The 26,641-nt window shown below is 65.7% G+C and carries 19 protein-coding genes; 8 read left to right on the top strand and 11 right to left on the bottom strand.

Features of this window, described 5'->3' with window-relative positions; genetic code table 11:
* Nucleotides 1–63: 63 nt before the first annotated feature.
* Entirely contained in the window at nucleotides 64–2,208 is a 2,145-nt protein-coding gene (gene flhA / locus AC56DV_RS01875) for a flagellar biosynthesis protein FlhA (RefSeq protein ID WP_496312606.1), read from the bottom strand.
* Nucleotides 2,205–3,422 (bottom strand): flagellar biosynthesis protein FlhB, encoded by a 1,218-nt coding sequence (flhB, locus tag AC56DV_RS01880; protein WP_496312607.1) that lies wholly within the window; start codon nucleotides 3,420–3,422, stop codon nucleotides 2,205–2,207. The genes flhA and flhB overlap by 4 nt, the downstream gene beginning before the upstream one ends.
* Before the next feature lie 174 nt (nucleotides 3,423–3,596).
* On the opposite strand from flhB, the gene AC56DV_RS01885 reads away from it, so the two are divergent.
* Nucleotides 3,597–4,964: an FAD/NAD(P)-binding protein gene (locus tag AC56DV_RS01885; RefSeq protein WP_496312608.1), complete on the top strand. Its 1,368-nt coding sequence runs from the start codon at nucleotides 3,597–3,599 to the stop codon at nucleotides 4,962–4,964.
* Nucleotides 4,965–4,981: 17 nt separating this feature from the next.
* On the opposite strand, the gene AC56DV_RS01890 is transcribed toward AC56DV_RS01885, so the two are convergent.
* Nucleotides 4,982–5,698: a pseudouridine synthase gene (locus AC56DV_RS01890; RefSeq protein WP_496312609.1), complete on the bottom strand. Its 717-nt coding sequence runs from the start codon at nucleotides 5,696–5,698 to the stop codon at nucleotides 4,982–4,984.
* Between the two features lie 120 nt (nucleotides 5,699–5,818).
* Between AC56DV_RS01890 and AC56DV_RS01895 the strand changes: the two genes are divergently transcribed.
* On the top strand, nucleotides 5,819–6,136 hold the full coding sequence (locus AC56DV_RS01895) for a hypothetical protein (protein WP_496312610.1): 318 nt from the start codon (nucleotides 5,819–5,821) through the stop codon (nucleotides 6,134–6,136).
* Nucleotides 6,137–6,326: 190 nt separating this feature from the next.
* On the opposite strand, the gene AC56DV_RS01900 is transcribed toward AC56DV_RS01895, so the two are convergent.
* Genes AC56DV_RS01900 through AC56DV_RS01915 form a run of 4 tightly spaced genes read right to left on the bottom strand, consistent with a single transcriptional unit; the run spans nucleotide 6,327 to nucleotide 9,500 of the window.
* A complete protein-coding gene (locus tag AC56DV_RS01900) occupies nucleotides 6,327–7,367 on the bottom strand; it encodes a S49 family peptidase (RefSeq protein WP_496312611.1) in 1,041 nt (346 codons plus the stop codon).
* 27 nt (nucleotides 7,368–7,394) lie between these two features.
* The gene (locus AC56DV_RS01905; RefSeq protein ID WP_496312612.1) at nucleotides 7,395–7,769 is read right to left on the bottom strand and encodes a Rieske (2Fe-2S) protein; all 375 of its coding nucleotides are present in this window, start codon (nucleotides 7,767–7,769) and stop codon (nucleotides 7,395–7,397) included.
* On the bottom strand, nucleotides 7,769–8,428 hold the full coding sequence (locus tag AC56DV_RS01910) for an HAD-IIIA family hydrolase (RefSeq protein ID WP_496312613.1): 660 nt from the start codon (nucleotides 8,426–8,428) through the stop codon (nucleotides 7,769–7,771). Before AC56DV_RS01910 ends, AC56DV_RS01905 begins: the two co-directional genes overlap by 1 nt.
* A gap of 37 nt (nucleotides 8,429–8,465) precedes the next feature.
* Nucleotides 8,466–9,500, bottom strand: coding sequence for an RluA family pseudouridine synthase (locus AC56DV_RS01915; protein ID WP_496312614.1), 1,035 nt, complete (start codon nucleotides 9,498–9,500; stop codon nucleotides 8,466–8,468).
* A gap of 576 nt (nucleotides 9,501–10,076) precedes the next feature.
* Here AC56DV_RS01915 and AC56DV_RS01920 point away from each other — a divergent pair.
* The 3 genes from AC56DV_RS01920 (at nucleotide 10,077) to moeA (ending at nucleotide 16,421) form a co-directional block, all read left to right on the top strand.
* On the top strand, nucleotides 10,077–13,277 hold the full coding sequence (locus AC56DV_RS01920; RefSeq protein WP_496312615.1) for an Rne/Rng family ribonuclease: 3,201 nt from the start codon (nucleotides 10,077–10,079) through the stop codon (nucleotides 13,275–13,277).
* A 113-nt stretch (nucleotides 13,278–13,390) separates the two neighbouring features.
* Nucleotides 13,391–14,497, top strand: a complete 1,107-nt coding sequence (gene moaA / locus AC56DV_RS01925; protein WP_496312616.1) for a GTP 3',8-cyclase MoaA — start codon at nucleotides 13,391–13,393, stop codon at nucleotides 14,495–14,497.
* 7 nt (nucleotides 14,498–14,504) lie between these two features.
* Nucleotides 14,505–16,421, top strand: coding sequence for a molybdopterin molybdotransferase MoeA (moeA, locus tag AC56DV_RS01930; protein ID WP_496312617.1), 1,917 nt, complete (start codon nucleotides 14,505–14,507; stop codon nucleotides 16,419–16,421).
* Nucleotides 16,422–16,424: 3 nt separating this feature from the next.
* Here moeA and AC56DV_RS01935 read toward each other — a convergent pair whose 3' ends face one another.
* Both AC56DV_RS01935 and AC56DV_RS01940 read right to left on the bottom strand, forming a co-directional pair.
* Nucleotides 16,425–17,696 carry a DNA recombination protein RmuC gene (locus tag AC56DV_RS01935; protein ID WP_496312618.1) on the bottom strand — a complete coding sequence of 424 codons (1,272 nt, stop codon included), beginning with the start codon at nucleotides 17,694–17,696 and terminating at the stop codon, nucleotides 16,425–16,427.
* 34 nt (nucleotides 17,697–17,730) lie between these two features.
* Nucleotides 17,731–18,120, bottom strand: coding sequence for a group II truncated hemoglobin (locus AC56DV_RS01940; protein WP_496312619.1), 390 nt, complete (start codon nucleotides 18,118–18,120; stop codon nucleotides 17,731–17,733).
* A gap of 100 nt (nucleotides 18,121–18,220) precedes the next feature.
* Here AC56DV_RS01940 and AC56DV_RS01945 point away from each other — a divergent pair, with 100 nt between their 5' ends.
* Nucleotides 18,221–19,186 (top strand): response regulator, encoded by a 966-nt coding sequence (locus AC56DV_RS01945; protein WP_496312620.1) that lies wholly within the window; start codon nucleotides 18,221–18,223, stop codon nucleotides 19,184–19,186.
* A 7-nt stretch (nucleotides 19,187–19,193) separates the two neighbouring features.
* On the opposite strand, the gene AC56DV_RS01950 is transcribed toward AC56DV_RS01945, so the two are convergent.
* Nucleotides 19,194–21,731 (bottom strand): ABC transporter permease, encoded by a 2,538-nt coding sequence (locus AC56DV_RS01950; protein ID WP_496312621.1) that lies wholly within the window; start codon nucleotides 21,729–21,731, stop codon nucleotides 19,194–19,196.
* A gap of 85 nt (nucleotides 21,732–21,816) precedes the next feature.
* Complete coding sequence (locus tag AC56DV_RS01955; RefSeq protein ID WP_496312622.1) at nucleotides 21,817–22,827, bottom strand: adenosine deaminase; 1,011 nt, start codon at nucleotides 22,825–22,827, stop codon at nucleotides 21,817–21,819.
* Between the two features lie 495 nt (nucleotides 22,828–23,322).
* Here AC56DV_RS01955 and AC56DV_RS01960 point away from each other — a divergent pair, with 495 nt between their 5' ends.
* Both AC56DV_RS01960 and AC56DV_RS01965 read left to right on the top strand, forming a co-directional pair.
* The gene (locus AC56DV_RS01960) at nucleotides 23,323–25,245 is read left to right on the top strand and encodes a PrkA family serine protein kinase (RefSeq protein ID WP_496312623.1); all 1,923 of its coding nucleotides are present in this window, start codon (nucleotides 23,323–23,325) and stop codon (nucleotides 25,243–25,245) included.
* A gap of 118 nt (nucleotides 25,246–25,363) precedes the next feature.
* Nucleotides 25,364–26,632, top strand: a complete 1,269-nt coding sequence (locus AC56DV_RS01965) for a YeaH/YhbH family protein (RefSeq protein WP_496312624.1) — start codon at nucleotides 25,364–25,366, stop codon at nucleotides 26,630–26,632.
* The last annotated feature ends 9 nt before the right edge of the window (nucleotides 26,633–26,641 follow it).

Genomic DNA, 26,641 nt, shown 5'->3' on the forward strand with positions numbered 1-26,641 from the left:
ACCCCATTTTGCCGTGCAGGAAAATGGGGTCAGGCTCGATTTTGCCCAGGTGGAATTACGGGATTACTGCGCGCCGACCAGGGCGGTGACGCGGATGGTCTTGGTTTCCGGGATTTCGGCGTGCGACAGCACTTTCAGCTGCGGCAAGGCGCGGCGCAGGAAGCGCGACAGCAGGGTGCGCAGCGGACCGGGCACCAGCAGCACCGGCGTCAGCCCCAGCGCTTCCTGCTGCGCGGCGGCGGCCTGGGCCTGCTGCGCGATGGTGTCGGCCAGGCCGGGCTCGATGCCGGCGCCTTCCGGGCCGCTGGCGGCCAGCGCTTGCATCAGCAGGCGCTCCAGGCGGTTGTCCAGGGTCATCACGGACAGTTCGCCGCCGGCCGGGAACAGCTGCTGCACGATGGCGCGGCCCAGCGAGATGCGCACCAGCGCGGTCAGCTCGTTCGGGTCCTGGGTGTGCACGGTGTGCTCGGCCAGGGTCTCGATGATGGAACGCATGTCGCGGATGTGCACGCCTTCGGCCAGCAGGTTCTGCAGCACTTTCTGCAGCGTCGACAGCGACAGCATCTTCGGCACCAGGTCCTCCACCAGCTTGGGCGATTCCTTGCCCAGGTGGTCCAGCAGCGCCTGCACTTCGGCCCGGCCCAGCAGTTCGGACGCGTGGGTGGTGATCAAGTGGTTCAGGTGGGTGGCCACCACGGTGCCCGCGTCCACCACGGTGTAGCCCATGGTTTGCGCCTGGTCGCGCAGGCCGGCGTCGATCCAGATGGCGGGCAGGCCGAAGGCCGGGTCTTCCGTCACCAGACCGGGCAAGGTGCCGCTGGCCATGCCGGGATTGATGGCCAGGAACTGGCCGTTGAACGCTTCGCCCGCGCCCACTTCCACGCCCTTGAGCGCGATGCGGTAGGCGGACGGCTTCAGTTCCAGGTTGTCGCGGATGTGCACCGGCGGCGCCAGGAAGCCCACTTCCTGCGCGAACTTCTTGCGGATGCCCTTGATGCGCTTGAGCAGCTCGCCGCCCTGGGTCTTGTCGACCAGCGGGATCAGGCGGTAGCCCACTTCCAGGCCCAAGGTGTCGACCGGCAGGATGTCCTGCCACGACGCCTCTTCCTGTTCCGGCGAGGCCGCCGCCGCGCCGCCGGCCGCTGCCGCCGCTTCCGCGGCCGGTGTGCCCGGCGCGGCCCCGCCCGCTCCGCCGGCGAGCGCCTTGGCGCGCTTGTCCATCAGGTAGCCGGCGCCGCCCAGCACGCCCGCCAGCAGCAGGAACACCAGGTTGGGCATGCCGGGAATCAGGCCCATGCCGCCGATGATGCCGGCGGTCACGTACAGCACTTGCGGCTTGGCGAACAGCTGGCCGATCACCTGGGTGCCGATGTCCTGCTCGCTGGCCACGCGCGACACCACGATACCGGCGGCGATCGAAATCACCAGCGACGGGATCTGTGCCACCAGGCCGTCGCCGATGGCCAGCAGCGTGTACACCTTGAGCGCTTCGCCGAAGGCCAGGTCGTGCTGGATCAGGCCGACCAGCAGGCCGCCGATGATGTTAATCACCGTCACCAGGATGCCGGCGATGGCGTCGCCGCGCACGTACTTGGAGGCGCCGTCCATGGCGCCGTAGAACTCGGCTTCCATCGACACTTCGCTGCGGCGCTTGCGCGCTTCCGCTTCGCCGATCAGGCCGGCGTTCAGGTCGGCGTCGATCGCCATCTGCTTGCCCGGCATCGCGTCCAGGGCGAAGCGCGCGCCCACCTCGGCGATACGGCCCGCGCCCTTGGTGACCACGGTGAAGTTGATGATGGTCAGAATGATGAACACCACGATACCGACCGTGTAGTTGCCGCCGATCAGGAAGTGGCCGAACGCCTCGATCACCTTGCCGGCCGCGCCGGCGCCGGTGTGGCCCTCGGTCAGCACCACGCGGGTGGAGGCCACGTTCAGCGCCAGGCGCAGCATGGTCGACACCAGCAGCACGGTCGGGAAGGCCATGAAGTCGAGCGGCTTGACGGTGTACAGCGCGGTCAGCAGCACGATGATGGACAGCGCGATATTGAAGCTGAAGAACAGGTCCAGCGCGAAGGCCGGCAGCGGCAGGATCATCATCATCAGCAGCATGATGATCAGGATAGGCGCGGCCAGGCTCTTGCTGCCGGCGCTGCTCATGCCGCCGAAAGTGCGGCTCATCCATTCTGGCATTCTGATGCTGTTCATGATGCTGCTCCGTCGCTGTTGTTATTGCTGCTATCGTTTTTCTGCTGCAGGGCTTGCTGCTTGGCCAGCTTGGCCGCTTCGTAATCCGGGTGGTTCGGGTCCATGTCGTTCGGCACCTCGAGCCTGGTCGGCCGGTCCGGATAGCGGCCGCCCGGCTTGAAGCTGCGCAGCTGGAACACGTAGGCCAGCACTTCGGCCACGGCCGCGTACAGGCGCTGCGGGATCTCGTCGCCGATGTCGCTGTGCTTATACAGCGCACGCGCCAGCGCCGGCGCTTCCAGGATCGCCACCTTGTGCTCGCGCGCCAGCTCGCGGATCTTGGCCGCCACCTCGTCGGTGCCCTTGGCCACCACCTTCGGCGCGCCCGTGCCTTCGGTGTACTTCAGCGCCACCGCGTAGTGGGTCGGGTTGGTCACCACCACGTCGGCGGTCGGCACGTCGGCCATCATGCGGCGCTTGGCCATCTCGCGCTGCAGCTGGCGGATCTTGCCCTTGATCTGCGGATTGCCGTCGGACTCCTTGGATTCCTGGATCATTTCCTGGCGCGTCATCTTCAGCTTGTTAGCGTAGTGCCACATCTGGTACGGCGCGTCGATGGCGGCGATCAGGCCCAGCGAACCGACGATGAACAAAAAGCTCATGCCCAGCATGTCCAGCATGTGGGCGCTGCCCAGCTTGAACGGCTCCATCGCCAGGCCGATCACGGCGTCTTTCTGCTTCATCACCACCAGGTAGGCCACGAAGCCGACCACGATGGTCTTGGCGATGGCCTTGGCCAGCTCCACCAGCGCGTTGGTGGACACCATATTGCCCAGGCCGCGCATGGGATTGAGCTTCATCAGGTTGGGGGTGACGGCCTTGCCGCTGAACAGCCAGCCGCCCACCAGCAGCGGCGACACCAGCGCCACCACCATCACGGCCACGCCCAACGGCAGGCAGGCCAGCAGCACCCGGCCGACGTCGACGCCGACGCGGGTCAGCAGCACGTCGGCATTGAAGATCTGCTCCTTGTCCAGCGCCAGGCCGGACACCATGGCCGAGGACAGGTCGCGCACCAGGCTGGAACCGAACATCCACAGCATGGCGCCGGCGGTCATCAGCACGACAAAGGTGGCCACTTCGCGCGATCGGGGAACGTCGCCTTCTTCACGCGCCTGCTCGAGGCGCTTCTGTGACGCCGGTTCTGTCTTTTCGCTTTCGCTCTCTTCTGCCATGTGCTGATCCTGCGCCTCATTCAACTACACGCAGTATGGCAGCGCCGCCGCCCGCCCCATCGGCAGAACAGCAGGGAATTGCCCTGTTACTTCCGCGCCACGCGGCTTCATGTCCACATGGAATAAAATGAATTTCTTCTAAGCTTATGCAAAAATCGAATAATGAGATCCATCGTGATCATAGGCGCCGGCTTCTCGGGGGCCGTCATTGCCGCCCGGCTGCTGCAGCAACGCCATGCCGGGCCATTGCGGGTGTGCCTGGTGAACGGCGACGGGCGCATTGCGCGCGGCATGGCTTATGGAACGCAAAGCCCGGCCCACACGCTCAATGTTCCGGCCGGCAACATGAGCGCCTTCGACGAGGATCCCGGCCATTTCCTGCGCTACGCCCAAGGGATCGATCCGGGCCTCGGCCCTGGCGCATTCGTTTCGCGCCGCATTTACGGCGACTACCTGGAATGGCTGCTGGAACAGGCCGAGCTCGCCTGCCCGGCGGGCACGCAGTTGCAGCGCGTTTACCACCACGTGGTCCGCATCGCCCAGGCGGCAAACAGCCAGGCCAGCCTGGTCGCCCTGGAGTCGGGCGAGACCATCGAAGCCGACAAGGTGGTGCTGGCGCTCGGCCATTTCCCGGCATGCAATCCCCGCATCGCCAATATGGCGTTTTACGACAGCGCGCGCTATGTGCGCGACCCGTGGGACCAGGGCAGCATGGACGGCGTTCCCGGCGACGTGCCGGTGATGCTGCTGGGCACCGGCCTGACGTCGGTGGACGTTGCCATGACCTTGCTGGACAGGAACCCGGACCGGCAAATCCTGGCGGTCTCGCGGCACGGCTTGCTGCCGCAAGCGCACCGCCACGCAGCGGGGGGCACTCCGGCCGACGGGCTGCGGGCGGACGCCATCTGGGGCGGCGCGCGCACCGTGCGCGAACAACTGCGCGCATTCCGACGCTACTGCCGCAGCTTGGCGGCGGCCGGGCGCGACTGGCGCGAAGCCATGGCGCTGCTGCGGCCGGTGACGGCGGACGTGTGGCAGGCCTATCCGGAGCGCGAGCGCCAACGCTTCCTGCGCCATGTCCAGCCATATTGGGATACCCACCGGCACCGCCTGGCGCCGGCAGCCCACGAGCGCTTCAGCCTGGCGCTGGAGGCGGGCGCCGTGCAGACCTTGGCGGCACGCGTGCTGGGATTCGAGGAAGCCGATGGCAGCGTGCAAGTGTCGCTGCGCGCGCGCGGCGCGGCGGCGGCACGGTCGCTGCGCACCGGCTGGGTGATCAACTGCACCGGCCCCTGCACCGACCCGCGCAGCGCCGGCAGCCCGCTGGTTGCGCAGCTGCTGGCCGACGGATTGATGCGCACCGACAGCCTGGGCCTGGGCCTGGACGTCAGCGCCAATTGCGCGGTCATCGATGCCCGGGGCCAGGCTTCAAGCCGGCTGTTTTATATCGGTCCCTGGTTGAAGGCCAACTACTGGGAAGCGGTCGCCGTGCCGGATCTGCGGCGCTTCGCCCGGCAGCTGGCCATCGGCCTGACGGAATGAACCGCAGCCGAAACAGCTCAGGCCGGCGCCAGCAGCGCCAGTTGCTCCGGCGTCAGGTAGCACCACTCGCCTTCCGCCAGGCCCAGCGATTCCAGCTGCAGCTGGCCGATGGCGGAGCGGTGCAGCGCACTGCAGTGGTTGCCGGCGGCGGCCAGCATGCGCTTGACCTGGTGGTATTTGCCCTGCTCCAGCACGATTTCCAGCTGGTGCTCGCCGCGCTGCTCGCACACCAGCGCCGCCAGCGGCGCCGGTTCGTCGTGCAGCTGCACGCCGGCCAGCAGTTGCGCCACCAGTTCCGGCGTCACCGGCTCTTGCGTGGTGGCCTGGTAGACTTTGGGAACATGCCGCTTCGGCGACGATTGTGCATGGATAAAGGGGCCATCGTCGGACATCAGCAGCATGCCGGTGGTGTCGTGGTCGAGCCGGCCGACCGGCTGCACCTCGCGCCAGCTGAACTGTTCGGGCAGCAGCGTCAGCACGCCGGGATGGTGGCTGGGCTTGCGCGAGCATTCATAGTTGGCCGGCTTGTTCAGAGCGATGTACAAGTGTTCGCGGTACACCCATTCTTCGTCGAAGATGGTCAGCACCAGGCCATCGGTCTCGATGCTGGCTTTGTAGTTGTCGTGGACTTCGCCGGCGATGCTCACTTCGCCGTCTTCGATCAGGGCGCGGCAGTATTTGCGCGTGCCGAAACCCTGGGATTGCAGGATGCGGTCTAAGGATAATTTGCTCATAGGGCGAGACTTTACCAGATTTCAAACGCGGCTTGACGCAGATCAAAGGCCGTTCGTTTTGCTGGGCTACACTGAAATCACTGTAGGAATCTACCTAATGCCTGTCAGAAAGGATGCAAGATGAGTTCGCATAAATCGGCTGACTGCCACCTGGCCCTGCACGCCACCCGCTTGGGCGTGGAGCGCTGGCGGCTGGGCGAGACCGGCGTGGGGCCGGCCGCCATGCCGCAAGCGGAGTGGCATGCGGCGGCTCAACAGCATTTCATGGACTGGCTGGCGGCGGGCGGCTTTCGCATGGCAGTGGCGGAAACGGCATGCATAACGGCAAGCACAAATGAAAACAGCGGCAATGACGCCGCCGTTCTCATGCCCCATTGCGGAGCTCAATGCGAGGAATTGAAATTCTCTCGGGTCCGCATCAGCGATGCGGTTGAGTAGTTCGTTTCTGACTTACGGCAAACTTGTGCAGACAACGGGTTAAGCTGTTTATGCGGCCTCCCTGGGAAAGAACTACAACACCAATATAGCCCACCCCGGGAAGAATACAAGAAGAAATCAAGCCATCCTGTCAATGTTACACCGTGCGCGCACGCACATAGCGCACGTAACTCAGCAATTCCCCATCCGCCTACCGCACCGCCGGCGCGGCGCCCTGCACCGCCGCTTTCATCGCGCCCGCGCCCATGGCGGCGCCGAATTTCTTCAGCACGCGCTCAGGCAAGCCCTCATGCTGGGTGTAGTCGACGATGTCCTCGGCATGGACCACGTCGCGCGCCACAGTGTCCACCGTGCCCAGCCCGTCCGCCAGGCCCATGTCGATGGCGCGCGCGCCGGTCCAGAACAGGCCGGAGAAGGTTTCCGGGGTTTCCTTCAGGCGCTTGCCGCGCCCGGTGCGCACCACGTCGATGAACTGGCCGTGGATTTCATTGAGCATGGTTTGCGCGTGCTGGCGGTGCTTTTCGCTCATGGGCATGAACGGGTCCATGAAACCCTTGTCGGCGCCGGCCGTCAGCAGGCGGCGCTCGACGCCGACCTTGCTCATCACGCCGTTGAAGCCGAAACCATCCATCAGCACGCCGATCGAGCCGACGATGCTGGCCTTGTTGACGAAAATCTTGTCGCCGGCGGCGGCAATATAATAGCCGCCCGAGGCGCAGATTTCGTTCACCACCACGTACAGCGGCTTGGCGGGATAGCCCTGGCGCAGGCGGCGGATCTCGTCGACGATCATGCCGGCCTGCACCGGGCTGCCGCCCGGACTGTTAATGTGCAGCACCACCGCCACCGAGCCGTGGTCGGAAAAGGCCTTGTTCAGCGCCGGGATCACCACCGCCGCCGAACCGCTGCCTTCGGTTTCGATATCGCCCTCGATCTCGATCAGGGCCGTGTGGCGGCCCAGGGTTTCGGTGTCGGCGCCGGGGAAAGTAAAATCGAAATAGGCGGCGATGGCGACAAATATGAGCACTAAGGTGCTCAATTTGAAGAAGATGCCCCAGCGGCGGTTGGCGCGGCGCTCGCGCACGGTAGACAGCACCAGTTTTTCGAGTACCTCGCGTTCCCAGTTCAATCCCGCCACGGATGGGGCGGGCGCGCCGCCGCGGGCGCCCGGGTTGCCGCTGCCGCCATTGTCATTGCCGGCACTATTGCTATCGCTCGTATTGTCGCTCATGGAATCTTAACTCGGGGTAGGCGCCGCTCAGGCGCGGGCGGGCCGGACATAGTCGTCCGGCTGCCAGTAAAGTTGCTCGTCGTGCTCCACCACGGTGATGGGGCGCAGCCGGCCGCCCCGGCAGGGACCGCCGGCACATTGGCCGTTTTCGGGTATATAGATGGCGCCGTGGGTCGAACACATGATGTACAGCTTGCTCGACTCGAAGAACTCGCCCTCGTTCCAGTCCAGCTCGATAGGCACATGGGCACAGCGGTTCAGGTAGCCGTAGGCCTTGCCGCCGAAGCGCACTACGAAGCCGGTGGCGTCCTCGCCGCCGGCCGTGACCGGGAAGCGCACGCCCCGGCCCAGGTCCGGCACCGCGTCGGCCGCGCAGATCAGGATTTCCACGCTGTCGCTCATCAAGCGTTCTCGTTCAGCCACTGGTGCAGCTCGGCCACGGTTTTTGCCGAGTACATCGGATTGCAAGCCCGCAGCTGGTCGACCGGATGGGCGCCGTATTCCACCGCCACGCCGGCCGCGCCGGCGTTGTTGGCCATCAGCAAATCGTGACTGGTGTCGCCTATCATCAAGGTGCGCTTCAAGTCCTGGCCCAGTTCGCGGGTCAGCTCCTGCAGCATGGCCGGATGCGGCTTGGAAAACGTTTCGTCCGCGCAGCGGGTGGCGTCGAACATCGACAGCAGCCCGGCCGCGTTCATCGCGCGGTTCAGGCCGACGCGGCTCTTGCCGGTGGCCACGGCCAGGAAATAGGCCTGCTGCGACAGCTCCTGCAGCATCTCGGCCACGCCTTTGAACAGGGTCAGTTCGTGATCCTTGGACAGGTAGTGGTAGCGATAGCGCTCCACCATGCGCGGGTAATATTTGGGGTCGATATTGGGCATGACCGCCTGCATGGCCTCGTACAGGCCCAGGCCGATCACGTGCGAGGCCGCATCTTCGCCCGGAATCGGCAGCGCCAGATCCTTGGCGGCGGCCTGGATGCAGCGCACGATCGTCGACGTGCTGTCCATCAACGTGCCGTCCCAATCGAACACGATCAGATCAAATTGCTTTCTTGCCATGTATTCCGGCGCAGCCTGCCACCGGCTCCTCTGTATTTTATAAATTCAATGGTTTACCCAAGCTTACCAAGAATCGCTCGCACTCGGCGGCCAGCGGCGCGTTCAGGGTCATGGTTTTGCCCGTTTCCGGGTGGGTAAACGTAATCTGGTGCGCGTGCAGGAACATGCGCTTGAGCGCGCCGCGCGTGGCGTCGGCTTTCTGGAGCGCCTTGTTCAATGCGAAATCGCCGTATTTGTCGTCACCTGCAATGGGGAAGCCAGAAGATGCCAGATGAACGCGAATCTGGTGGGTGCGACCGGTTTTCAGCTCGGCCTCCAGCAGCGCGAATTGCGGATATTTTTTCAGCAAGGTGAATACCGTGTGCGAAGCCAGCCCGTCGGGCGCCACCGCCACGCGGCGCTCGCCGTCCGCCGTCGAGTATTTCTTCAGCGGCGACTTCACGTGCTGGCGCGCATTCTTCCAGTCGCCCACGGCCAGGGTCAGGTAGCGCTTGTCGGTATGGCCGTCGCGCATCTGCTCGTGCAGATTGGTCAGCGCCGAACGTTTCTTGGCCAGCAGCAGCAAACCGGACGTGTCGCGGTCGAGGCGGTGCACCAGCTCCAGGAACTTGGCGTCCGGGCGCGACGCGCGCAGCTGCTCGATGACGCCGAAGGACACGCCCGAGCCGCCGTGCACCGCGGTGCCGGCCGGCTTGTCGATCACCAGCAGGTGCGCATCCTCGAAAATGATGGTGAACTCGGCGGCCGGCACGTTGGACTCGGCCTTTTCGGCCACGCGCACCGGCGGCACGCGCACCACGTCGCCCTGCACCAGACGGTACAGTTGATCGATGCGGCCCTTGTTCACGCGCACTTCACCGGACCGCAGGATGCGGTAGATATGGCTTTTCGGCACACCTTTGCAAATACGCAACAGGTAGTTATCGATGCGCTGGCCGGCGTCTTCTTCGCCTATCGTCAGGAATTGTGCTTGCGGCAGGACCTGTGTGGGGACGGCGGCTTGCGGCTTTTGCGCCGCATTCTGGACCATGTTTCGGCCGTTCTTCCCAGAAAATCTCTCTAAGTCCTTCATTTTGAATATATAATCGTTTTGCCGCAGTTTAACCTGCTGTACGTGTAAGAATAAAAGCACATTTTACACAGGGGCGTATCCGCTGGCCTCGCTTATTTAGCAAATTCAGTGGAAATAAATGTATACGCACACTCGTGCGGTCATCAGGGTGGCGACCACTGACGCCATCGGGTAGCGCGCACGGGTGCTGGGATTAGATTGGCTGGATTGTTAGGATAAGTCCGGTGAGCAAGCACACAGTCGTTGCTCGCTGGTTGATGAAGCTGATTACGCTTGCCGTTTTCGCCAGGCACCATACAAGATGCCATGGCTCGACGCTTTGCGCACGCCTGCCTGCCCCGCCCGCCCCGGCCGATTCATATCGGCCGCTCGGCCCGCTGGATGATTGCAAGCAGTGCGCACACTCGGCATGACGCTCGGCCTCATGCGCCCTTTGCGGCCGCAACGCTACCGCGTTGCTGCGCCGCATGACGAGGCAAAACCCCTCCGCCTCCTTACTCCCGCGTATATCCCTGGTATCACGCCGTTCCCGAGGGAACGGCTAGAGATGGCCTTCGGGCCGCGGAGTTAATAAAAATGAAACGCATGTTGTTCAATGCGACGCAGCAAGAAGAGTTGCGCGTTGCCATCGTCGACGGTCAGAAACTGATCGACATCGATATCGAAACCGCTGGCCGTGAGCAGCGCAAGTCCAACATCTACAAAGGCGTCATCACCCGTATCGAGCCGTCGCTGGAAGCGTGCTTCGTCAGCTACGGCGAAGACCGCCACGGCTTCCTGCCGTTCAAGGAAGTGGCGCGCAGCTACTTCCGCGAAGGCGTGGACGTGCGCAATGCCTCCGTCAAGGAAGCGCTGCGCGAAGGCCAGGAAATCATGGTGCAGGTGGAAAAAGAGGAACGCGGCAACAAAGGCGCGGCCCTGACCTCCTTCATCTCGCTGGCCGGCCGCTACCTGGTGCTGATGCCGAACAACCCGCGCGGCGGCGGCGTGTCGCGCCGCGTCGAAGGCGAAGAGCGCCAGGAACTGCGCGAAACCATGGACAAGCTGGACTTGCCGCAAGGCATGTCCGTGATCGCCCGCACCGCCGGCATCGGCCGCAACGTCGAAGAGCTGCAGTGGGACTTGAACTACCTGATGCAGCTGTGGCGCGCGATCGAAGGCGCCGGCAAGGCTGCCTCGGGCGCCTTCCTGATCTACCAGGAATCGTCGCTGGTGATCCGCGCCATCCGCGATTACTTCCAGCCCGACATCGGCGAAATCCTGATCGACACCGACGTCATCTACGAGCAGGCTCACCAGTTCATGAGCCACGTGATGCCGGACATGGTGCACCGCGTGAAGCGCTACAGCGACGACGTGCCGCTGTTCTCCCGCTTCCAGATCGAACACCAGATTGAAACCGCGTACTCGCGCACGGTGCCGCTGCCATCGGGCGGCGCCATCGTTATCGACCACACCGAAGCGCTGGTGTCGGTGGACGTGAACTCGGCCCGCGCCACCCGCGGTTCGGACATCGAAACCACCGCCTTCAACACCAACTGCGAAGCGGCCGAAGAAGTGGCCCGCCAGCTGCGCCTGCGCGACCTGGGCGGCCTGATCGTGATCGACTTCATCGACATGGAAGTGGCCAAGAACCAGCGCGAAGTGGAACAGCGCCTGAAGGACGCGCTGCACCACGACCGTGCCCGCGTGCAAATGGGCAAGATTTCCCGCTTCGGCCTGATGGAACTGTCGCGCCAGCGCCTGCGTCCGTCGCTGTCGGAAGGTTCGCACGTGACCTGCCCGCGCTGCTCGGGCACCGGCCACATCCGCGACACCGAATCGTCCGCCCTGCAGGTGCTGCGCATCATCCAGGAAGAGGCGATGAAGGAAAACTCGGCCACCATCCACGTGCAAGTGCCGGTGGACGTGGCAGCCTTCCTGCTGAACGAAAAGCGCGGCGAAGTGCTGAAGATCGAGAACCGCCACCGCATCAACGTGATCCTGATCCCGAACAAGCATCTGGACACGCCGCACTACAAGCTGGAACGCATCAAGCACGACGATCCGCGCCTGGAAGACCACGCCGCCAGCTACACCATGGCCGAGCAAGCCGAAACCGACATGGCCTACAACAAGCGCCAGAAGGAAGAAGCCAAGCCGCGCCAGGAAGCCGTCGTCAAGACCATCACCCCGGCCCAGCCGGCCCCGGTGGTCGAGCGCAAGCCTGCGCCGGAGCCGGTCAAGGCCGCGCCGGTGGTTGCTGCGCCTGAGCAAGGTTTCTTCGCCAAGCTGTTCTCCTTCTTCTCGCCGAAGAAAGAAGAACCGGCAGCAGCGCCTGCACCGGCGCCGGCCGCCAAGCCGTCCGCCGAGCGCGGCGACCGCAACGCCCGTGGCCCGCGCGGCCGCAGCCGCAACGGCAAGCCGGGCAGCCGCGAGCGTGAAGAACGCGAACCGGGCGTGCGCTCCGGCGCCGACGAAACCACCAAGCCGGTGGAAGCGCGCGAAGGCCGTCCGGCCCGTCCGCCGCGTCCGCCGCGCGAGCCGCGTGAGCCACGCGAAGGCCAGCCGGCCGACGCCCAGGGCCAGCGCGTTGAACGTGCCGAGCGTCCCGAACGCGCCGAGCGCCCGGAACGCGCCGAACGTGCGGAGCGCGCCCCGCGTCCACCGCGTGAACCGCGCGCCGACAAGGCGCCAGTTGCCGAGGTGAAAACCGAAGTGAAAGCGGACGAGCTGGCCCTGACCTCGGGCGCAGCCGCCGCAGCCGTGACCCTGACCGGCGCGCCGGCAGTGGCCGCGCCAGCGGGCGAAGCGCAAGTGAAAGTACCGGCGAACGCCGGTCCTGAAGGCGAAGACGGCGAGGCAGTGGACGGCGAAGAGCCGCGCCGCCGCCGCCGCCGTGGCGGCCGCAACCGCAACCGCCGCGAGCGCGAAGGCGCTGAAGGCGTTGAGGGCGCGGAACTGGCCGAAGGCGAGTCCGCACCAGTGATCAGCTTCACCGTGGCTCCGGCCGAAGGCGAAGCCGCTCCGGCAGCACCGGTTGCCGTCGCCGCACCGGTCGATCCGACCGTGCCGGCGCAAGCCCCGGTTGCCGCCGAGGCGACCGTTGCCGTGGCTGACGCACCTGCCGCCGTCGCTGCCCCGGTCGATCCGACCGTGGCAGTGGACGCGCCGGTGCCAGCCGTGGAGGCGCCACCGGCAGCCCCGGTAGTTGCTCCAGCCCCGGCAATCGCTGTCGAGGCAGTCGTTGCCGCAGCGCCAGCAGAAGTTGCACCAGCAGCTGAAGCAGCGCCTGTTGCAGAGGCAGCGGTTGTAGCCGCCCCGGCCGAAGCCGAAGCGCCGGCCGCAGCCGTGGCAGTTGCCGCAGCGCAAGCAGCGCCAGTGACGCCTGAGCCGGCTCCAGCAGCCGAGTACGCTTTCGAGCAGAAGCCGCAAGCCGCTGAAGCAGCACCTGCCGCCGAGCCGGTTGCCGCGCCTGTTGCCGAGGCCGCTCCGGTCGCAGCACCAGTAGCAGCGCCTGTCGTGGAAGCGGCGCCTGCCGCTGCAGCCCCGGCCGCCGCGCCAGTGGCAGCCGCGGCACCGGCGGCAGCACCGGCCCCGGCCGCCAAGCCGGCCGACCTGAACGCGATCCTGGAAGCCGCCGGCCTGACGCTGGCCGCCACCGACCCGGCCAAACTGCGCGCCGCGCAGGAAGCCGCATCGCAAGCCGCCAGCACCCCGGTGCGCGTGCCGCGCGAGCGCAAGCCGCTGCCGCCGCAAACGGACGAGCCGCTGGTCCAGGTCGACACCCGCCGTTAATCGTCCGGGTCGCCGACTCAAAAGGGGAAGCCATGCGCTTCCCCTTTTTTATTGCATTACATGCATGCAACTACCCGCAAGCAGGCACAGTGCCGTCGTGCTATCGTATCCGCATGTCTGAAAAAATCATCCTCTTCACCGACCACCGCTCGCAAGCGGCTGTCGTGCCAGCCATCCTGGAAGCGCCCACGGGCGACCTCCGGGACCAGCTCGCCCGTCCCCTGCACGACCTGCGCATCTCCGTCACCGACCGCTGCAACTTCCGCTGCGTCTACTGCATGCCCAAGGAAGTGTTCGACAAGGACTACAACTACCTGCCGCACTCTTCCCTGCTGAGCTTTGAGGAGATCACGCGCATCGCGAAGATCTTCATCGAGCACGGCGTCGAGAAGCTGCGCCTGACCGGCGGCGAGCCGCTGCTGCGCAAGAACATTGAAAAACTGATCGGCATGCTGGCCGAACTGAAGACCGTGCACGGCAAGCCGCTCGACCTCACGCTCACCACCAACGGCTCGCTGCTGGCCAAGAAGGCGCAGTCGCTGAAGGACGCCGGCCTGCAGCGCGTCACCGTGTCGCTGGACGCGCTGGACGACGCCATCTTCAAGCGCATGAACGACGTCGACTTCGCCGTGGTCGACGTGCTGCACGGCCTGGACGTGGCGCACGGCGCGGGGCTGGGGCCGATCAAGGTGAACATGGTGGTCAAGGGCGGCATGAACGACCAGGAAATCCTGCCGATGGCGCGCTACTTCAAGAACACGCCCTTCATCCTGCGCTTCATCGAATACATGGACGTGGGCGCCTCCAACGGCTGGAAGCTGGACGAAGTGGTGCCCTCGGCGGAAGTGGCGCGCCGCATCGGCGCCGAGCTGCCGATCGACCCCATCGCGGCCAACTACGCCGGCGAAACCGCCACGCGCTGGCGCTACCGCGACGGCGGCGGCGAGATCGGCCTGATCTCAAGTGTAACCCAGGCATTTTGCCAGGACTGTACCCGTGCCCGCCTCTCGACTGAAGGTAAGCTGTACACCTGCCTGTTCGCCACGCGCGGCCACGACCTGCGCGCCCTGCTGCGCAACGGCAGCAGCGACGCGCAGATCGCCGGCGCCGTCAGCCACCTGTGGCAGGCGCGCGGCGACCGCTACTCGGAGCTGCGCACCAGCCAGACCGAAGGCATAGCCCAGCGCAAAAAGGTCGAGATGTCTTATATCGGGGGATAGTTTGAGTTTGAAGAACAGCGTTACCGGCAGCATTACCGGACTGATACTGGCCGGCGGACGCGGCACCCGCATGGGCCGCGTCGACAAGGGCCTGCAACCCTTCCACGGCAGCCCCCTGGCAGCCCATGTGCTGCGGCGCCTGGCGCCGCAGGTGGCCAGCGTGGCCATCAGCGCCAACCGCAACCTGGGCGTCTACGAGGCCATGGGCGTGCCGGTCTGGCCGGACCAGCTGAGCGGCTTCGAAGGCCCGCTGGCCGGGCTGCAGACGGCGCTGCGCAATTGCACCACCGAACTGCTGCTGACCGCTCCCTGCGACTCCCCTTTCCTGCCGGCCGACCTGGCCGAGCGCCTGCACGCCGCCCTGCGCGAGCAGGACGCCGACCTGGCCGTGGCCGTCACCACCGAGTCCGATGAAAGCGGCGACAGCTACCAGCGCGTGCATCCGGTGTTCAGCCTGATGAAAGCCAGCGTGCTGCAGCCGCTCAGCGCCTATCTCGACACCGGCGCGCGCCGCATGGACGGCTGGTACAAATCGGTGCGGGTGGCCGAGGTGCTGTTCAGCGACGCCGCCGCCTTCCGCAACATCAACACGCTGGGCGACCTGAAGGACATGGAGGCCCTGGCCGCGCGCGGCCAGGGTGCTGACGTTGCCGCCGGCACCGCAGGCTACACGCCGGACGCCATGCCGGTGGAGCAGGCGCAAGCCATCATCCGCAGCCTGGTGCGGCAGATGCCGTCCGCGCCGCTGGCTGAACGGGTCGGCCTGCGCAGCGCGCTGGACCGCGTGCTGGCGGCCGACATCATCTCCCCCATCGACGTCCCCGCGCACGACAACTCGGCCATGGACGGCTACGCCTTCCGCGGCGCCGACCTCCAGCCGGACGCGCCCACCACCTTCAAGGTGGTGGCCACCGCCTACGCCGGCCGCCCCGCCGCCGTGCCGGCCGGTCCCGGCGAGTGCGTGCGCATCATGACGGGCGCCGTCATGCCCGCCGGGCTGGATACCGTATTGCCGCAGGAACTGGCCGCCGCCGTGGGCGACGGCAGCGTCACCGTGGCGGCCGGCAGCATCGCGCCCGGCGCCAACCGCCGCTTCCGTGGCGAAGACCTGGCGGCAGGCGCGCCCGCGTTGCACAAGGGCAAGCGCGTAACGCCGGCCGACCTGGGCCTGGTGGCCTCGCTGGGCATCGCCGAAGTGGCGGTGCAGGGCCGCCTGCGGGTGGCCTACTTCTCCACCGGCGACGAACTGCGCTCCATCGGCGAACCGCTCGACGCCGGCAGCATCTACGACAGCAACCGCTATACCCTGTTCGGCATGCTGCAGCGGCTCGGCTGCGACGCCATCGACATGGGCAGCGTGAAGGACGACCCGGAAACGCTGCGCGCCACGCTGCTCCTGGCCTGCGAGCGTGCCGACGTGGTGCTGACTACCGGCGGCGTGTCGGCCGGCGCGGCGGACTATATCCGCCAGACCATGGCGGAGCTGGGCGACGTGGCGTTCTGGAAAATGGAAATGCGGCCCGGGCGGCCGATGGCGTTCGGCCGCATCGCGTCCAACGGCCGCAGCGCGCTGCTGTTCGGCCTGCCGGGCAACCCGGTGGCGGCCATGGTGGCGTTTTACTTCTTCGCGCGCGGCGCGCTGCTGCAGATGATGGGGGCCGACGCGGCGCAACAGGCGCTGCCGGTGATGCGCGCGCGCAGCGCGGCGGCCATCCGCAAGAAGCCGGGGCGCACCGAGTACCAGCGCGGCATACTCAGCGTGAACGGCAACGGCGAGCAGGAAGTGCGCATCACCGGCGCGCAGGGCTCGGGCATTTTACGGTCCATGTCGGAAGCCAATTGCATGGTGGTGCTGCCGGCCGGCCAGGGCGACGCCGCCCCGGGCGACCTGGTGGACGTGGTGCTGTTCGACGGGCTGGTTTGAGGCCTAAGCCTCGGGCGGATCGGTATCGGTGTCCGGGCCCAGCATCAGCCGGGCCGCTTCGCTGGGCAGCGCTTCCACGGTCTTGAGCTTGCGCGCCATCTGGCGGCTGCGCACTTCGGCCGTCTCGATGTTGCGGGCGGCTTTTTCCAGGGTCAGCTTGGTGGCGGCCAGCACGTCGCCGAACTTGCCGAACTCGGTTTTCACCGCCCCCAGCACCTGCCACACCTCGGACGAGCGCTTCTCCAGCGCCAGGGTGCGGAAGCCCATCTGCAAGCTGTTCAGCAAGGCCATCAAGGTCGATGGACCGGCGATGCTGACCCGGTTCACGCGCTGCAGCTCGTCGGCCAGCCCCGGCCTGCGCATCACTTCCGCGTACAAGCCCTCGGTGGGCAGGAACAGGATGGCGAAATCGGTGGTCTGCGGCGGCGCCAGGTATTTGTCGGCGATGGTCTTGGCCTCGCCGCGCACCGCGCGCTCCAGCTCGCGCCCGGCCGTCGCCACGCCTTCCGCGTCGGCCCGCTCGGCCGCCTCCAGCAGCCGCTCGTACTGCTCTTTCGGGAACTTGGCGTCGATCGGCATCCACACCGGCGCCCCGCCCGCCACCTGGCCCGGCAGCTTGAGCGCGAATTCCACCCGCGCGTTGCTGCCCGCCACGGTCTCCACGTTCTTCGCGTACTGCTCCGGCGTGAGCACCTGCTCCAGCAGCATTTCCAGCTGCACCTCGCCCCAGGTGCCGCGCGTTTTCACGTTGGTGAGCACCCGCTTCAAATCGCCCACGCCCTGCGCCAGCAGCTGCATTTCGCCCAGCCCCTGGTGCACCCGCTCCAGCCGTTCCGACACCTGCTGGAACGACGCGCTCAGGCGCGCCTCCAGCGTGGCGTGCAGCTTCTCGTCGACCGTCTTGCGCATCTCTTCCAGCCGCGCGCCGTTGTCGGTCTGCAGCTCGCGCATCTTCACTTCCAGCGTGGCGCGCACTTCCAGCAGGCGCCGCGCGTTCGACTCGGTCAGCACCTCGATCTGGCGCCGCATGCCGTCCAGCTGCTGCACCGTGGCCGCGTGCGACTGCGCCAGGGTCTGCCCCATCTCCTGGCGCGACGCTTGCGCCGTGGCCTGCAGCTGCATGCGCACTTCGCGCTCCACCCGCTCGATATGGGAGGCCAGCTCGGCATGGCCGGCGCGGTTGTCCTGCCCGCGCCCGCGCAGCAGCATCAGGATTTGCAGCACCAGCAGGACGGCGCCCAGCGCCAGCAGGACGAAGAATTCGATATGGGTCATAAGCTCAGGTAAGCGCTGCGGTAAATGCGGATGATTAGTGCGGGTGATTCCGCATCCAGTCCGCCGTCTGGTAGAACGATTCCATCAGCCGCACGCGCAGTTCCTCGGCAATGCCCACGTCCTCCATGGCCCAGGCCATGGCGCGCAGCCACTGGTCGCGCTCGCTGGTGCCGATGGCGAACGGCATGTGCCGCATGCGCAGGCGCGGATGGCCGAAGCGCTCGATATAGACATCCGGCCCGCCCATCCAGCCGGTCAGGAACCAGAACAGCTTGTCGCGCGAGCCCTCGGTACTGGGCGGGTGCAGGGCGCGGATGCCGGCAAATTCCGGCTCCAGCTCCATCAGGTCGTAAAAGCGGTCCACCATTTCGCGCAGCTTGCTTTCACCGCCGATGGTTTCATACAGGGATTGTGGCTCATTCATAGGCTCAATCATAACTTACACAGCAGAAGCTTGATATTCCTCAAACGCTCAAGCCCGGTTTCAGGCGAAACTTCTCCTTTGATCAAAAGTTCCGAAGCAAATGAAACTGCCCATTTACGCCCACCCCACCCTCACCGTCCTGGTGGACGACCGCAGCTCATTTTTGCAAGACCTGCCCCTGCATTCCCACGCGCGCAAGACGTTCCACCAGGCCGACGAGGCGCTGGCCTGGCTGATGAAGAGCCCGCGCCACGCGCGTGCGCCGCTGCGCGTCAACCACGACCTGCCGCCCTGCAGCGTGACGGTGGACGTGGAAGGCATCTTCCGCATCAGCAGCCAGCGCGAGCGTTTCGCCGTGCCGTCGGTGCTGGTGGTGGATTTCTACATGCCGCACATGAACGGCCTGGACTTCTGCCGCGCGCTGCAATACCTGCCGTGCAAGAAAATCCTGCTGGCCGGGCCGGCCGAAGAATGCCTGGTCATGGGGGCGGTGAACGACGGCCTGATCGACCGCTACGTGCGCAAGCAGGACCCGGACGCGCTGCTCCAGCTGGAGCGCCAGATCGCGCAGATGCAGCAGGCCTGGTTCCTGGACCAGGAACGGGTGGCGCACGACCTGCTGGCCATGCACGAGTACAGCTTCCTGCAATGCCGGCAAGTGGCCGAGGTGGTGCGGCAGCTGTACCAGCGCCACGGCTTCGTGGAGCACTACGTGTTCCCGCAGCCGAACGGCATCCTGCTGATAGACAGCGCCGGCAACGCGCAGCTGATGGTGGTGGAGACCGAAGCGGGCATGCAGGCGCAGTACGAAATCGCGCGCGACAGCGGCGCGCCGCGCACGCTGCTGCAGGCGCTGGAGCTGCGCCAGGTGCTGCCCTTCTTCGATCACATGGGACGCGACGGCATGTACGACAAGGCCATCGGCGGCAACTGGCAGCGCTATTGCCGGGAGCCGCAGGTGTGCCAGGGCGAAGAGACCTACTACTGGGCGCTGTTCGAGCTGCCGCACAGTTATCTGCGCGAGCAGCCCTATACGCATGCGCAGTATCTGAGCGAAGCGGCGTAACGGCGGGTTACGCCTCGCGCAGGGTTTGCAGCGGCGGGCGGCTCAGCACGCCGCGCAGGCCCAGCCAGCCGCCCGCGATGGCGCACAGCGCGCCCACCGCCAGCCCCACCAGCCACACGCCCGGATTGAAGGCCCATTCGAACTTGAACTGGTAAGTCGCCAGCCCCCAGCCCATGGCCGCCGCGCCGCTGGCCGCCAGCAGGCCGGCCAGCGCGCCCACCAGCGTGAACTCGATCAGCTGCGCCTGCGACAGCTGCTTGCGGGTGGCGCCCAGCGCCCGCAGCAGGCCGGCCTCGCGGGTGCGCTCGTCCTGCGATCCCATCAGCGCCGCGTACAGCACCAGCACGCCGGACAGCAGGGTGAAGGCGAACAGGAATTCCACCGCCGTGATCACCTGGTCCAGCACCGACTGCACCTGGCGCAGCACGCTGCCCACGTCGACGATGGTCAGGTTGGGATAGTCGCGCGTGAGGGCGTTGCCCAGCGCCGCCTGCGCTTTCGGCAGGTGGAAGGCGGTGATCCAGCTTTGCGGCGTGTCCGCCATCGCCTTCGGATTGATGATGACGAAGAAGTTCACCCGCATCGAACCCCATTCCAGCTTGCGCAAGCTGGTGATCTTCGCCTCCACCGGCGAGCCGGCGATATCGAAGCGCATGGTGTCGCCCAGCTTCAGGCGCAAGGTCTTGGCGATGCCCTCCTCCACCGACGCTTCCGCCGCGCCGGCGGGAATGGCGCCGTCGTTGAACCACTTGCCGGCCGCGATGCGGTTCCCGTCCTGCATGGCATCCATGGTGGACAGGTTGAATTCGCGGTCCGCCAGCCCGCGCGCGCGGTCTTCGGTGTAGGTGGCGGCGGTGATGGTTTCGCCGTTCACGGCCACCAAGCGGCCCCGTATCATCGGATACAGCGGCGCGTTCGCCACGCCGGCACTGGCCAGGCGCCTGGCGATATCGTCCTTCTGCTCCGGCTGGATGTTGATGATGAAGCGGTTCGGCGCGTCGGCCGGGGTGGCGTTGCGCCAGGCCGTCATCAGGTCGCCGCGCACCACGGTCAGCAGCAGCAGGGCCATCAGGCCCAGCGCCAGCGACACGATCTGCACCACGGTGGCGCCGGGGCGGCGCTGCAGCGAGGTGACCGCGAAGCGCCAGGCCTGGTGGCTGAACGCGCCGCGCAGGGACTTCAGCGATTTCAAGCCCAGCCAGCCCACCAGCGCGAACACGGCGAAGGCGCCCAGGAAGCCGAGCGCCGTCATCAGCGCCAGCTTGGCGTCGCCGGCCTGCCACAGCAACAGCAGCACGAAGCTGCCCAGGCCCAGGCCGTAGGTGGCCAGCGCCATCGGCTGCGGCGCGGCCGCTTCGCGCCGGATCACGCGGTTGTGCGGCACGTTGCGCAGCTGGAGTATCGGCGGCAAGGCAAAGCCGGCCAGCAGCAGCATGCCGGTGGCCACGCCTTGCAGCGCCGGGCGGATGCTGGCCGGCGGCAGGTCGTTCGCCACCAGCTTGCCGAGCGCTTCGAGCAGCACGAAGTGGCTGCCGAAACCGATCGCCACGCCGATCACGCTGCCGGCCAGGCCCACCAGCAGGAACTCGATCAGGTACATGGATGTGGCCTGGTTCTGCGTCAGGCCCAGGCAGCGCAGCATGGCGCAGGCGTCCAGGTGGCGCATCATGAAGCGGCGCGCGGCCATGGCCACGGCCACCGCCGCCAGCATGGCCGAGAGCAGGCCCACCAGCGACAGGAAGCGGTCGGCGCGCTCCAGCGTCGAGCGCATTTCGGGGCGGCCCGCTTCCAGCGAATCGACGCGCACGCCTTTCACGCCGTCTGTTTCGATTTTGGCGCGCAGCCAGGTCTCGTATTCCTTCACTTCATCGCCGCGCTGCGGCGGCGCCGCCAGCAGCAGGCGGTAGGTGACGCGCGCGCCCGGCTGCACCAGGTTGGTGGCCGCCAGGTCCGGCAGCGGCAGCATCACGCGCGGCGCGAAGTTCATGAACGAGGCGCCCCGGTCCGGCTCGGCCGCGATCAGGCGCGCCACCTTGAAGCTCTTGTCGCCCAGTTTGATGTCCTCCCCCACGCCCACCTGCAGCGCGGTCAGCAGGCCGGCGTCCACCCAGGCCGTGCCGGGCTGCGGCACATCGCTGGCGGCCACGCCGACGCCGTCGTTGGCCTGTTCGGGATCGGTGCTGGTCTTGACGCGGCCGCGCAGCGGGTAGCCGCTGCTGACCGCCTTCAGCGACACCAGCTGCGACAGCACCGCCTCGCCCTCGCCGGCCTGCGCCATGCTGGGGAACACCACCGTGTCGGCCAGCAGCAGGCCGCGCCGCTGCGCCTCGGCGCGCCAGGCCGGGTCCACCGGCTGGTCCGCGTTGACCACCATGTCCGCGCCCAGCAGCTGGTGCGCGTCGCGGTCCAGCGCCGCGCGCAGGCGGTCGATGAAGAAGCCGGACGCCGACAGCGCGGCCACGGCCACGATCAGCGCCACCAGCAGGAAGCGCAACTGCCCCGCGCGCCAGTCGCGCAAGGTCATACGTAAAGCCAGGTTGAACATGCAACTCTCCAGTTACCTCAGCAGACTGAGCCGCATTCGGGGTCTGGCCCCGAATGCGGCTCAGCTCGCTTGACGGCGGTAGACATCAGGCCGGGACGGCGGCGAAGAAGGCGTCCACTTCGGCCAGGAATTTCTGCTTCTGCCCGGCAGGCAGGAAGGAGGCCTGGAAGCTGTTGCGCGCCAGCTGTCTGGCGTGCGCCAGGGTCAGCGGCAGCGCTTCGAAGGTGGCGATGAAGTTGTCGTTCATGTAGCCGCCGAAGTAGGCCGGATCGTCCGAGTTGACGGTGGCCATCAGGCCGGCGTCCAGCAGCTGCACCAGGTTGTGGTCCTGCATCCGGTCGAACACGCGCAGCTTGGTGTTGGACAGCGGGCACACCGTCAGCGCGATCTGCTCGCGCGCCACGCGCGCCGTCAGCGCGGCGTCTTCCAGCACCCGCACGCCGTGGTCGATGCGCTCCACGTGCAGCACGTCCAGCGCGGACTGGATGTAGGCCGGCGGGCCTTCCTCGCCGGCGTGCGCCACCAGGTGCAGGCCCAGCTCGCGGCAGCGCGCGAACACGCGCGCGAATTTTTCCGGCGGGTGCCCCACTTCGGACGAGTCCAGGCCCACGCCGATGATCTTGTCCAGGTAGGGCAGCGCGGCGTCCAGCGTGGCCAGCGCGTCCTCTTCGGACAGGTGGCGCAGGAAGCACATGATCAGCGTGGCGCTGACCGGGCTGTCCTGGCAGGCGCGGTGGATGCCGCTGAACACGGTGCCCATGTCCACGCCGCGCGCGGTGTGGGTCTGCGGGTCGAAGAAGATCTCGGCGTGGCGCACATGGTCTTCTTCGGCCTTTTTCAGGTAGGCCGCCGTCATGTCGTAGAAGTCCTGCTCCCGCAGCAGCACGCTGGCGCCGGCGTAATAGATGTCGAGGAAGGATTGCAGGTCGGTGAAGGCGTAGGCGGCGCGCAGCGCGTCCACCGAGGCGTAGGGCAGCGCGACGCCGTTGCGTTCGGCCAGCGCGAAGATCAGTTCGGGCTCCAGCGAACCTTCGATATGGATGTGCAGTTCGGCCTTGGGCATGGTTTGCACCGCAGTGCGCAGCTGGTCGTTCATATTGTTTCTTCCGTGAGTGTCGCGATGCGGTCATCTTAACGGCAAAGCAAAATGCGCGCACGGTTTGCATGGGTGTCGGCATGACCGCTTCAGCCGTGCTAATGTGGCACCAAAGCACCGGAAAATCGCTTGAAAAACCACTGAAAACTTATGTTTTTTCACAATTTTCCACTTTAAAATCAATTAGTTGCACAATCCAATTAAGTAAGTTACGACATACCTTTTGACTTCCTGATCCAATAGCGCAATAATAAATTTCATAGACGTAAGATGCGTTTCGACATACACACAAACATGCCGGCAAAAGTCCACCGCACGGCCACAAAGTTCAGCTCCGAGGTACGGGCAATCCGTACCAGCGCAGGCAGCTGGCAACGACAACAAAGAGCACATACAAAAAAAATACAGGGAGTTGGTATCGAATAAAGGCAAGGGCCAGCAGCCGTCTTGACTGCCGACCAGGTGACTAGCAGGTTTACATCAAAGGACATTCAAATGACCATTTTTGACAACTACGCAGCACGGTACGAGCGCACCAAGGAAGAGGAAATGTCGATGACAGAGTACCTCGCGCTTTGCAAAAAAGACCGCTTGACCTATGCCACCGCGCCGGAGCGGATGCTGGCCGCCATCGGCGAACCGACCCTGGTCGACACGCGCAACGACACGCGGCTGTCGCGCATCTTCGCCAACAAGGTCATCAAGATTTATCCCGCCTTCCGCGAGTTCTACGGCACCGAGGAAGTGATCGAGCAAGTGGTGTCCTTCTTCCGCCACGCCGCGCAAGGCCTGGAGGAGCGCAAGCAGATCCTGTACCTGCTGGGCCCGGTGGGCGGCGGCAAGTCGTCCATCGCCGAAAAGCTCAAGTCGCTGATGGAACAGGTGCCCTTCTACTGCCTGAAAGGCTCGCCGGTCAACGAGTCGCCGCTGGGCCTGTTCAACGAGGCCGAGGACGGCACCATCCTGGAAGAGGATTACGGCATTCCGCGCCGCTACCTGCGCAACATCCCGAGCCCGTGGGCCGTCAAGCGCCTGCACGAGTTCAACGGCGACATCAACCAGTTCCGCGTGGTCAAGCGCTACCCGTCCATCCTGAAGCAGATCGCCATCTCGAAAACCGAGCCGGGCGACGAGAACAACCAGGACATTTCCTCGCTGGTGGGCAAGGTCGACATCCGCAAGCTGGAAGACTACGCGCAGGACGATCCGGACGCCTACAGCTATTCCGGCGGCCTGTGCCTGGCCAACCAGGGCCTGATGGAATTCGTCGAGATGTTCAAGGCCCCGATCAAGGTGCTGCACCCGCTGCTGACGGCCACCCAGGAAGGCAACTACAAGGGCACCGAGGGCTTCGGCGCGATCCCCTTCGACGGCATCATCCTGGCGCACTCGAACGAGTCCGAATGGAAGGCCTTCAAGAACAACCGCAACAACGAGGCATTCCTCGACCGTATCTATATAGTGAAGGTGCCGTACTGCCTGCGCGTGACCGACGAGATCAAAATCTACGACAAGCTGCTGGTGAACTCCTCGCTGGAGAAGGCGCCGTGCGCGCCCGGCACGCTGAAGATGATGGCGCAGTTCGCCATCCTGTCGCGCCTGAAGGACCCGGAGAATTCTTCCATCTACAGCAAGATGCTGGTGTACGACGGCGAGAACCTGAAGGACACCGACCCGAAAGCCAAGTCCATCCACGAGTACATGGACTACGCCGGCGTGGACGAGGGCATGAGCGGGCTGTCGACGCGCTTCGCCTTCAAGATCCTGTCCAAGGTGTTCAACTTCGACACCACCGAAGTGGCCGCCAACCCGGTGCACCTGCTGTACGTGCTGGAGCAGCAGGTCGAGCGCGAGCAGTTCCCGCCGGAGACCGAGCAGAAGTACTTCTCCTATATCAAGGAGCACCTGGCGCAGCGCTACGTGGAGTTCATCGGCAAGGAGATCCAGACCGCCTACCTGGAAAGCTATTCCGAGTACGGCCAGAACATCTTCGACCGCTACGTGACCTTCGCCGACTTCTGGATCCAGGACCAGGAATACCGCGACCCGGACACCGGCGAGAGCTTCGACCGCGAATCGCTGAACAACGAGCTGGAGAAGATCGAGAAGCCGGCCGGGATTTCGAACCCGAAAGACTTCCGCAACGAGATCGTCAACTTCGGCTTGCGCGCGCGCGCCAACAACGGCGGCAAGAACCCGGCCTGGACCAGCTACGAGAAGTTCCGCACCGTGATCGAGAAGAAGATGTTCTCCAACACCGAGGAGCTGCTGCCGGTGATCTCCTTCAACGCCAAGGCCAGCGCCGAGGACGCCAACAAGCACGCCGACTTCGTGGCGCGCATGGTGGAAAAGGGCTACACCGCGAAACAGGTGCGCTTGCTGTGCGAGTGGTATCTGCGCGTGAGGAAGTCATCCTAGTGTGGTGTTGCGCACCACACCAAGCCGGCGGTGCGATAATACGGAACAGGGGCGGGCCCGGCGTGCCGGCATGCCGCCCTCTTCCGACGCCGGATACTATGTAGCAGCAGGAGGCACTTTGACTTACCTCATTGATCGTCGTTTGCAGGGCAAGAACAAGTCCGCGGTCAACCGCGAACGCTTCTTGCGGCGTTACAAGGGCCAGATCAAGGACGCGGTGGGACGGGCCATCAAGGGCCGCTCGATCACCGACGTCGAGAATGGCGAAAAGGTTTCCATTCCCGTCAAGGACGTGAACGAGCCGTCGTTCGGCCATGCCCATGGCGGCGTGTGGGAAGTGATCAACCCGGGCAACCAGGAATACCAGAAGGGCGACCAGATCGCGCGGCCGAAAGGCGGCGGCGGCTCCGGGCGCGGCAAGGCCGGCAATAGCGACCAGACCTCGGAGGACGATTTCATCTTCGAACTGTCGCGCGAAGAATTCATGAATTACTTCTTCGAGGACCTGGAACTGCCCAACCTGGTCAAGACCCAGCTGACCGCGACCACCGAGTTCAAGAACCAGCGCGCCGGCTACACGGTGTCCGGCACGCCGTCCAACATCCACGTGCTGCGCTCGCTGCGCGGCGCGCTGGGCCGGCGCATCGCCGTCGGCGGCAGCTCGCGCAAGCGGCTGCTGGAAGCCGAGCGCGAACTGCAGGCCCTGCTCGAAGCGGGCGCGCCGATGGAAGACCCCTACGTGGTGGAGCTGCGCAAGCTGATCCACCACCTGCACACGCGGCTGCTGGCCATCCCCTATATCGACCCGTTCGACTTGCGCTACAGCAACCGGGTGAAAGTGCCCAAGCCGATGACGCAGGCGGTGATGTTCTGCATCATGGACGTGTCCGGCTCCATGGACGAGAGCCGCAAGGACACCGCCAAGCGCTTCTTCATCCTGCTGTACCTGTTCCTCAAGCGCGTGTACGACAAGATCGAAGTGGTCTTCATCCGCCACCACACGGCGGCGGCCGAGGTCAGCGAGGACGAGTTCTTCCACTCGCGCGAATCGGGCGGCACGGTGGTGTCGTCGGCGCTGCACATGCTCAACAAGATCATCGACGAGCGCTACGGCGCCGGCCAGTGGAACAGCTACGTGGCCCAGGCCTCGGACGGCGACAACTGGGACAACGACTCGCTGCTGTGCAAGCAGCTGCTGGTCAACACCATCATGCCCAAGGTGCAGTACTACACCTACGTCGAGATCACCGACGGGCCGCCGCAGAACCTGTGGGAGCAGTACGCCCAGGTGCCCGACCTGCACCCGCATTTCGCCATGCAGAAAATCGTCACGCCGGCCGACATCTACCCGGTGTTCCGCGAACTGTTCAAAAAGCAGCCGAAATAGACCCTTCTA

This window comes from Massilia sp. BGA-UO-ETr-WB1 (assembly GCF_059567845.1).

Coding starts and splice junctions, on each gene's coding strand:
- AC56DV_RS01940 (WP_496312619.1), bottom strand. CDS start 18,120: ATGAATGAGCCACAATCCCTGTATGAAACCATCGGCGGTGAAAGCAAG.
- AC56DV_RS01900 (WP_496312611.1), bottom strand. CDS start 7,367: ATGAGCGACAATACGAGCGATAGCAATAGTGCCGGCAATGACAATGGC.
- AC56DV_RS01950 (WP_496312621.1), bottom strand. CDS start 21,731: ATGTTCAACCTGGCTTTACGTATGACCTTGCGCGACTGGCGCGCGGGG.
- AC56DV_RS01910 (WP_496312613.1), bottom strand. CDS start 8,428: ATGGCAAGAAAGCAATTTGATCTGATCGTGTTCGATTGGGACGGCACG.
- flhA (WP_496312606.1), bottom strand. CDS start 2,208: ATGAACAGCATCAGAATGCCAGAATGGATGAGCCGCACTTTCGGCGGC.
- AC56DV_RS01905 (WP_496312612.1), bottom strand. CDS start 7,769: ATGAGCGACAGCGTGGAAATCCTGATCTGCGCGGCCGACGCGGTGCCG.
- moaA (WP_496312616.1), top strand. CDS start 13,391: ATGTCTGAAAAAATCATCCTCTTCACCGACCACCGCTCGCAAGCGGCT.
- AC56DV_RS01920 (WP_496312615.1), top strand. CDS start 10,077: ATGAAACGCATGTTGTTCAATGCGACGCAGCAAGAAGAGTTGCGCGTT.
- AC56DV_RS01935 (WP_496312618.1), bottom strand. CDS start 17,696: ATGACCCATATCGAATTCTTCGTCCTGCTGGCGCTGGGCGCCGTCCTG.
- flhB (WP_496312607.1), bottom strand. CDS start 3,422: ATGGCAGAAGAGAGCGAAAGCGAAAAGACAGAACCGGCGTCACAGAAG.
- AC56DV_RS01960 (WP_496312623.1), top strand. CDS start 23,323: ATGACCATTTTTGACAACTACGCAGCACGGTACGAGCGCACCAAGGAA.
- AC56DV_RS01915 (WP_496312614.1), bottom strand. CDS start 9,500: ATGAAGGACTTAGAGAGATTTTCTGGGAAGAACGGCCGAAACATGGTC.
- AC56DV_RS01945 (WP_496312620.1), top strand. CDS start 18,221: ATGAAACTGCCCATTTACGCCCACCCCACCCTCACCGTCCTGGTGGAC.
- AC56DV_RS01895 (WP_496312610.1), top strand. CDS start 5,819: ATGAGTTCGCATAAATCGGCTGACTGCCACCTGGCCCTGCACGCCACC.
- AC56DV_RS01955 (WP_496312622.1), bottom strand. CDS start 22,827: ATGAACGACCAGCTGCGCACTGCGGTGCAAACCATGCCCAAGGCCGAA.
- AC56DV_RS01890 (WP_496312609.1), bottom strand. CDS start 5,698: ATGAGCAAATTATCCTTAGACCGCATCCTGCAATCCCAGGGTTTCGGC.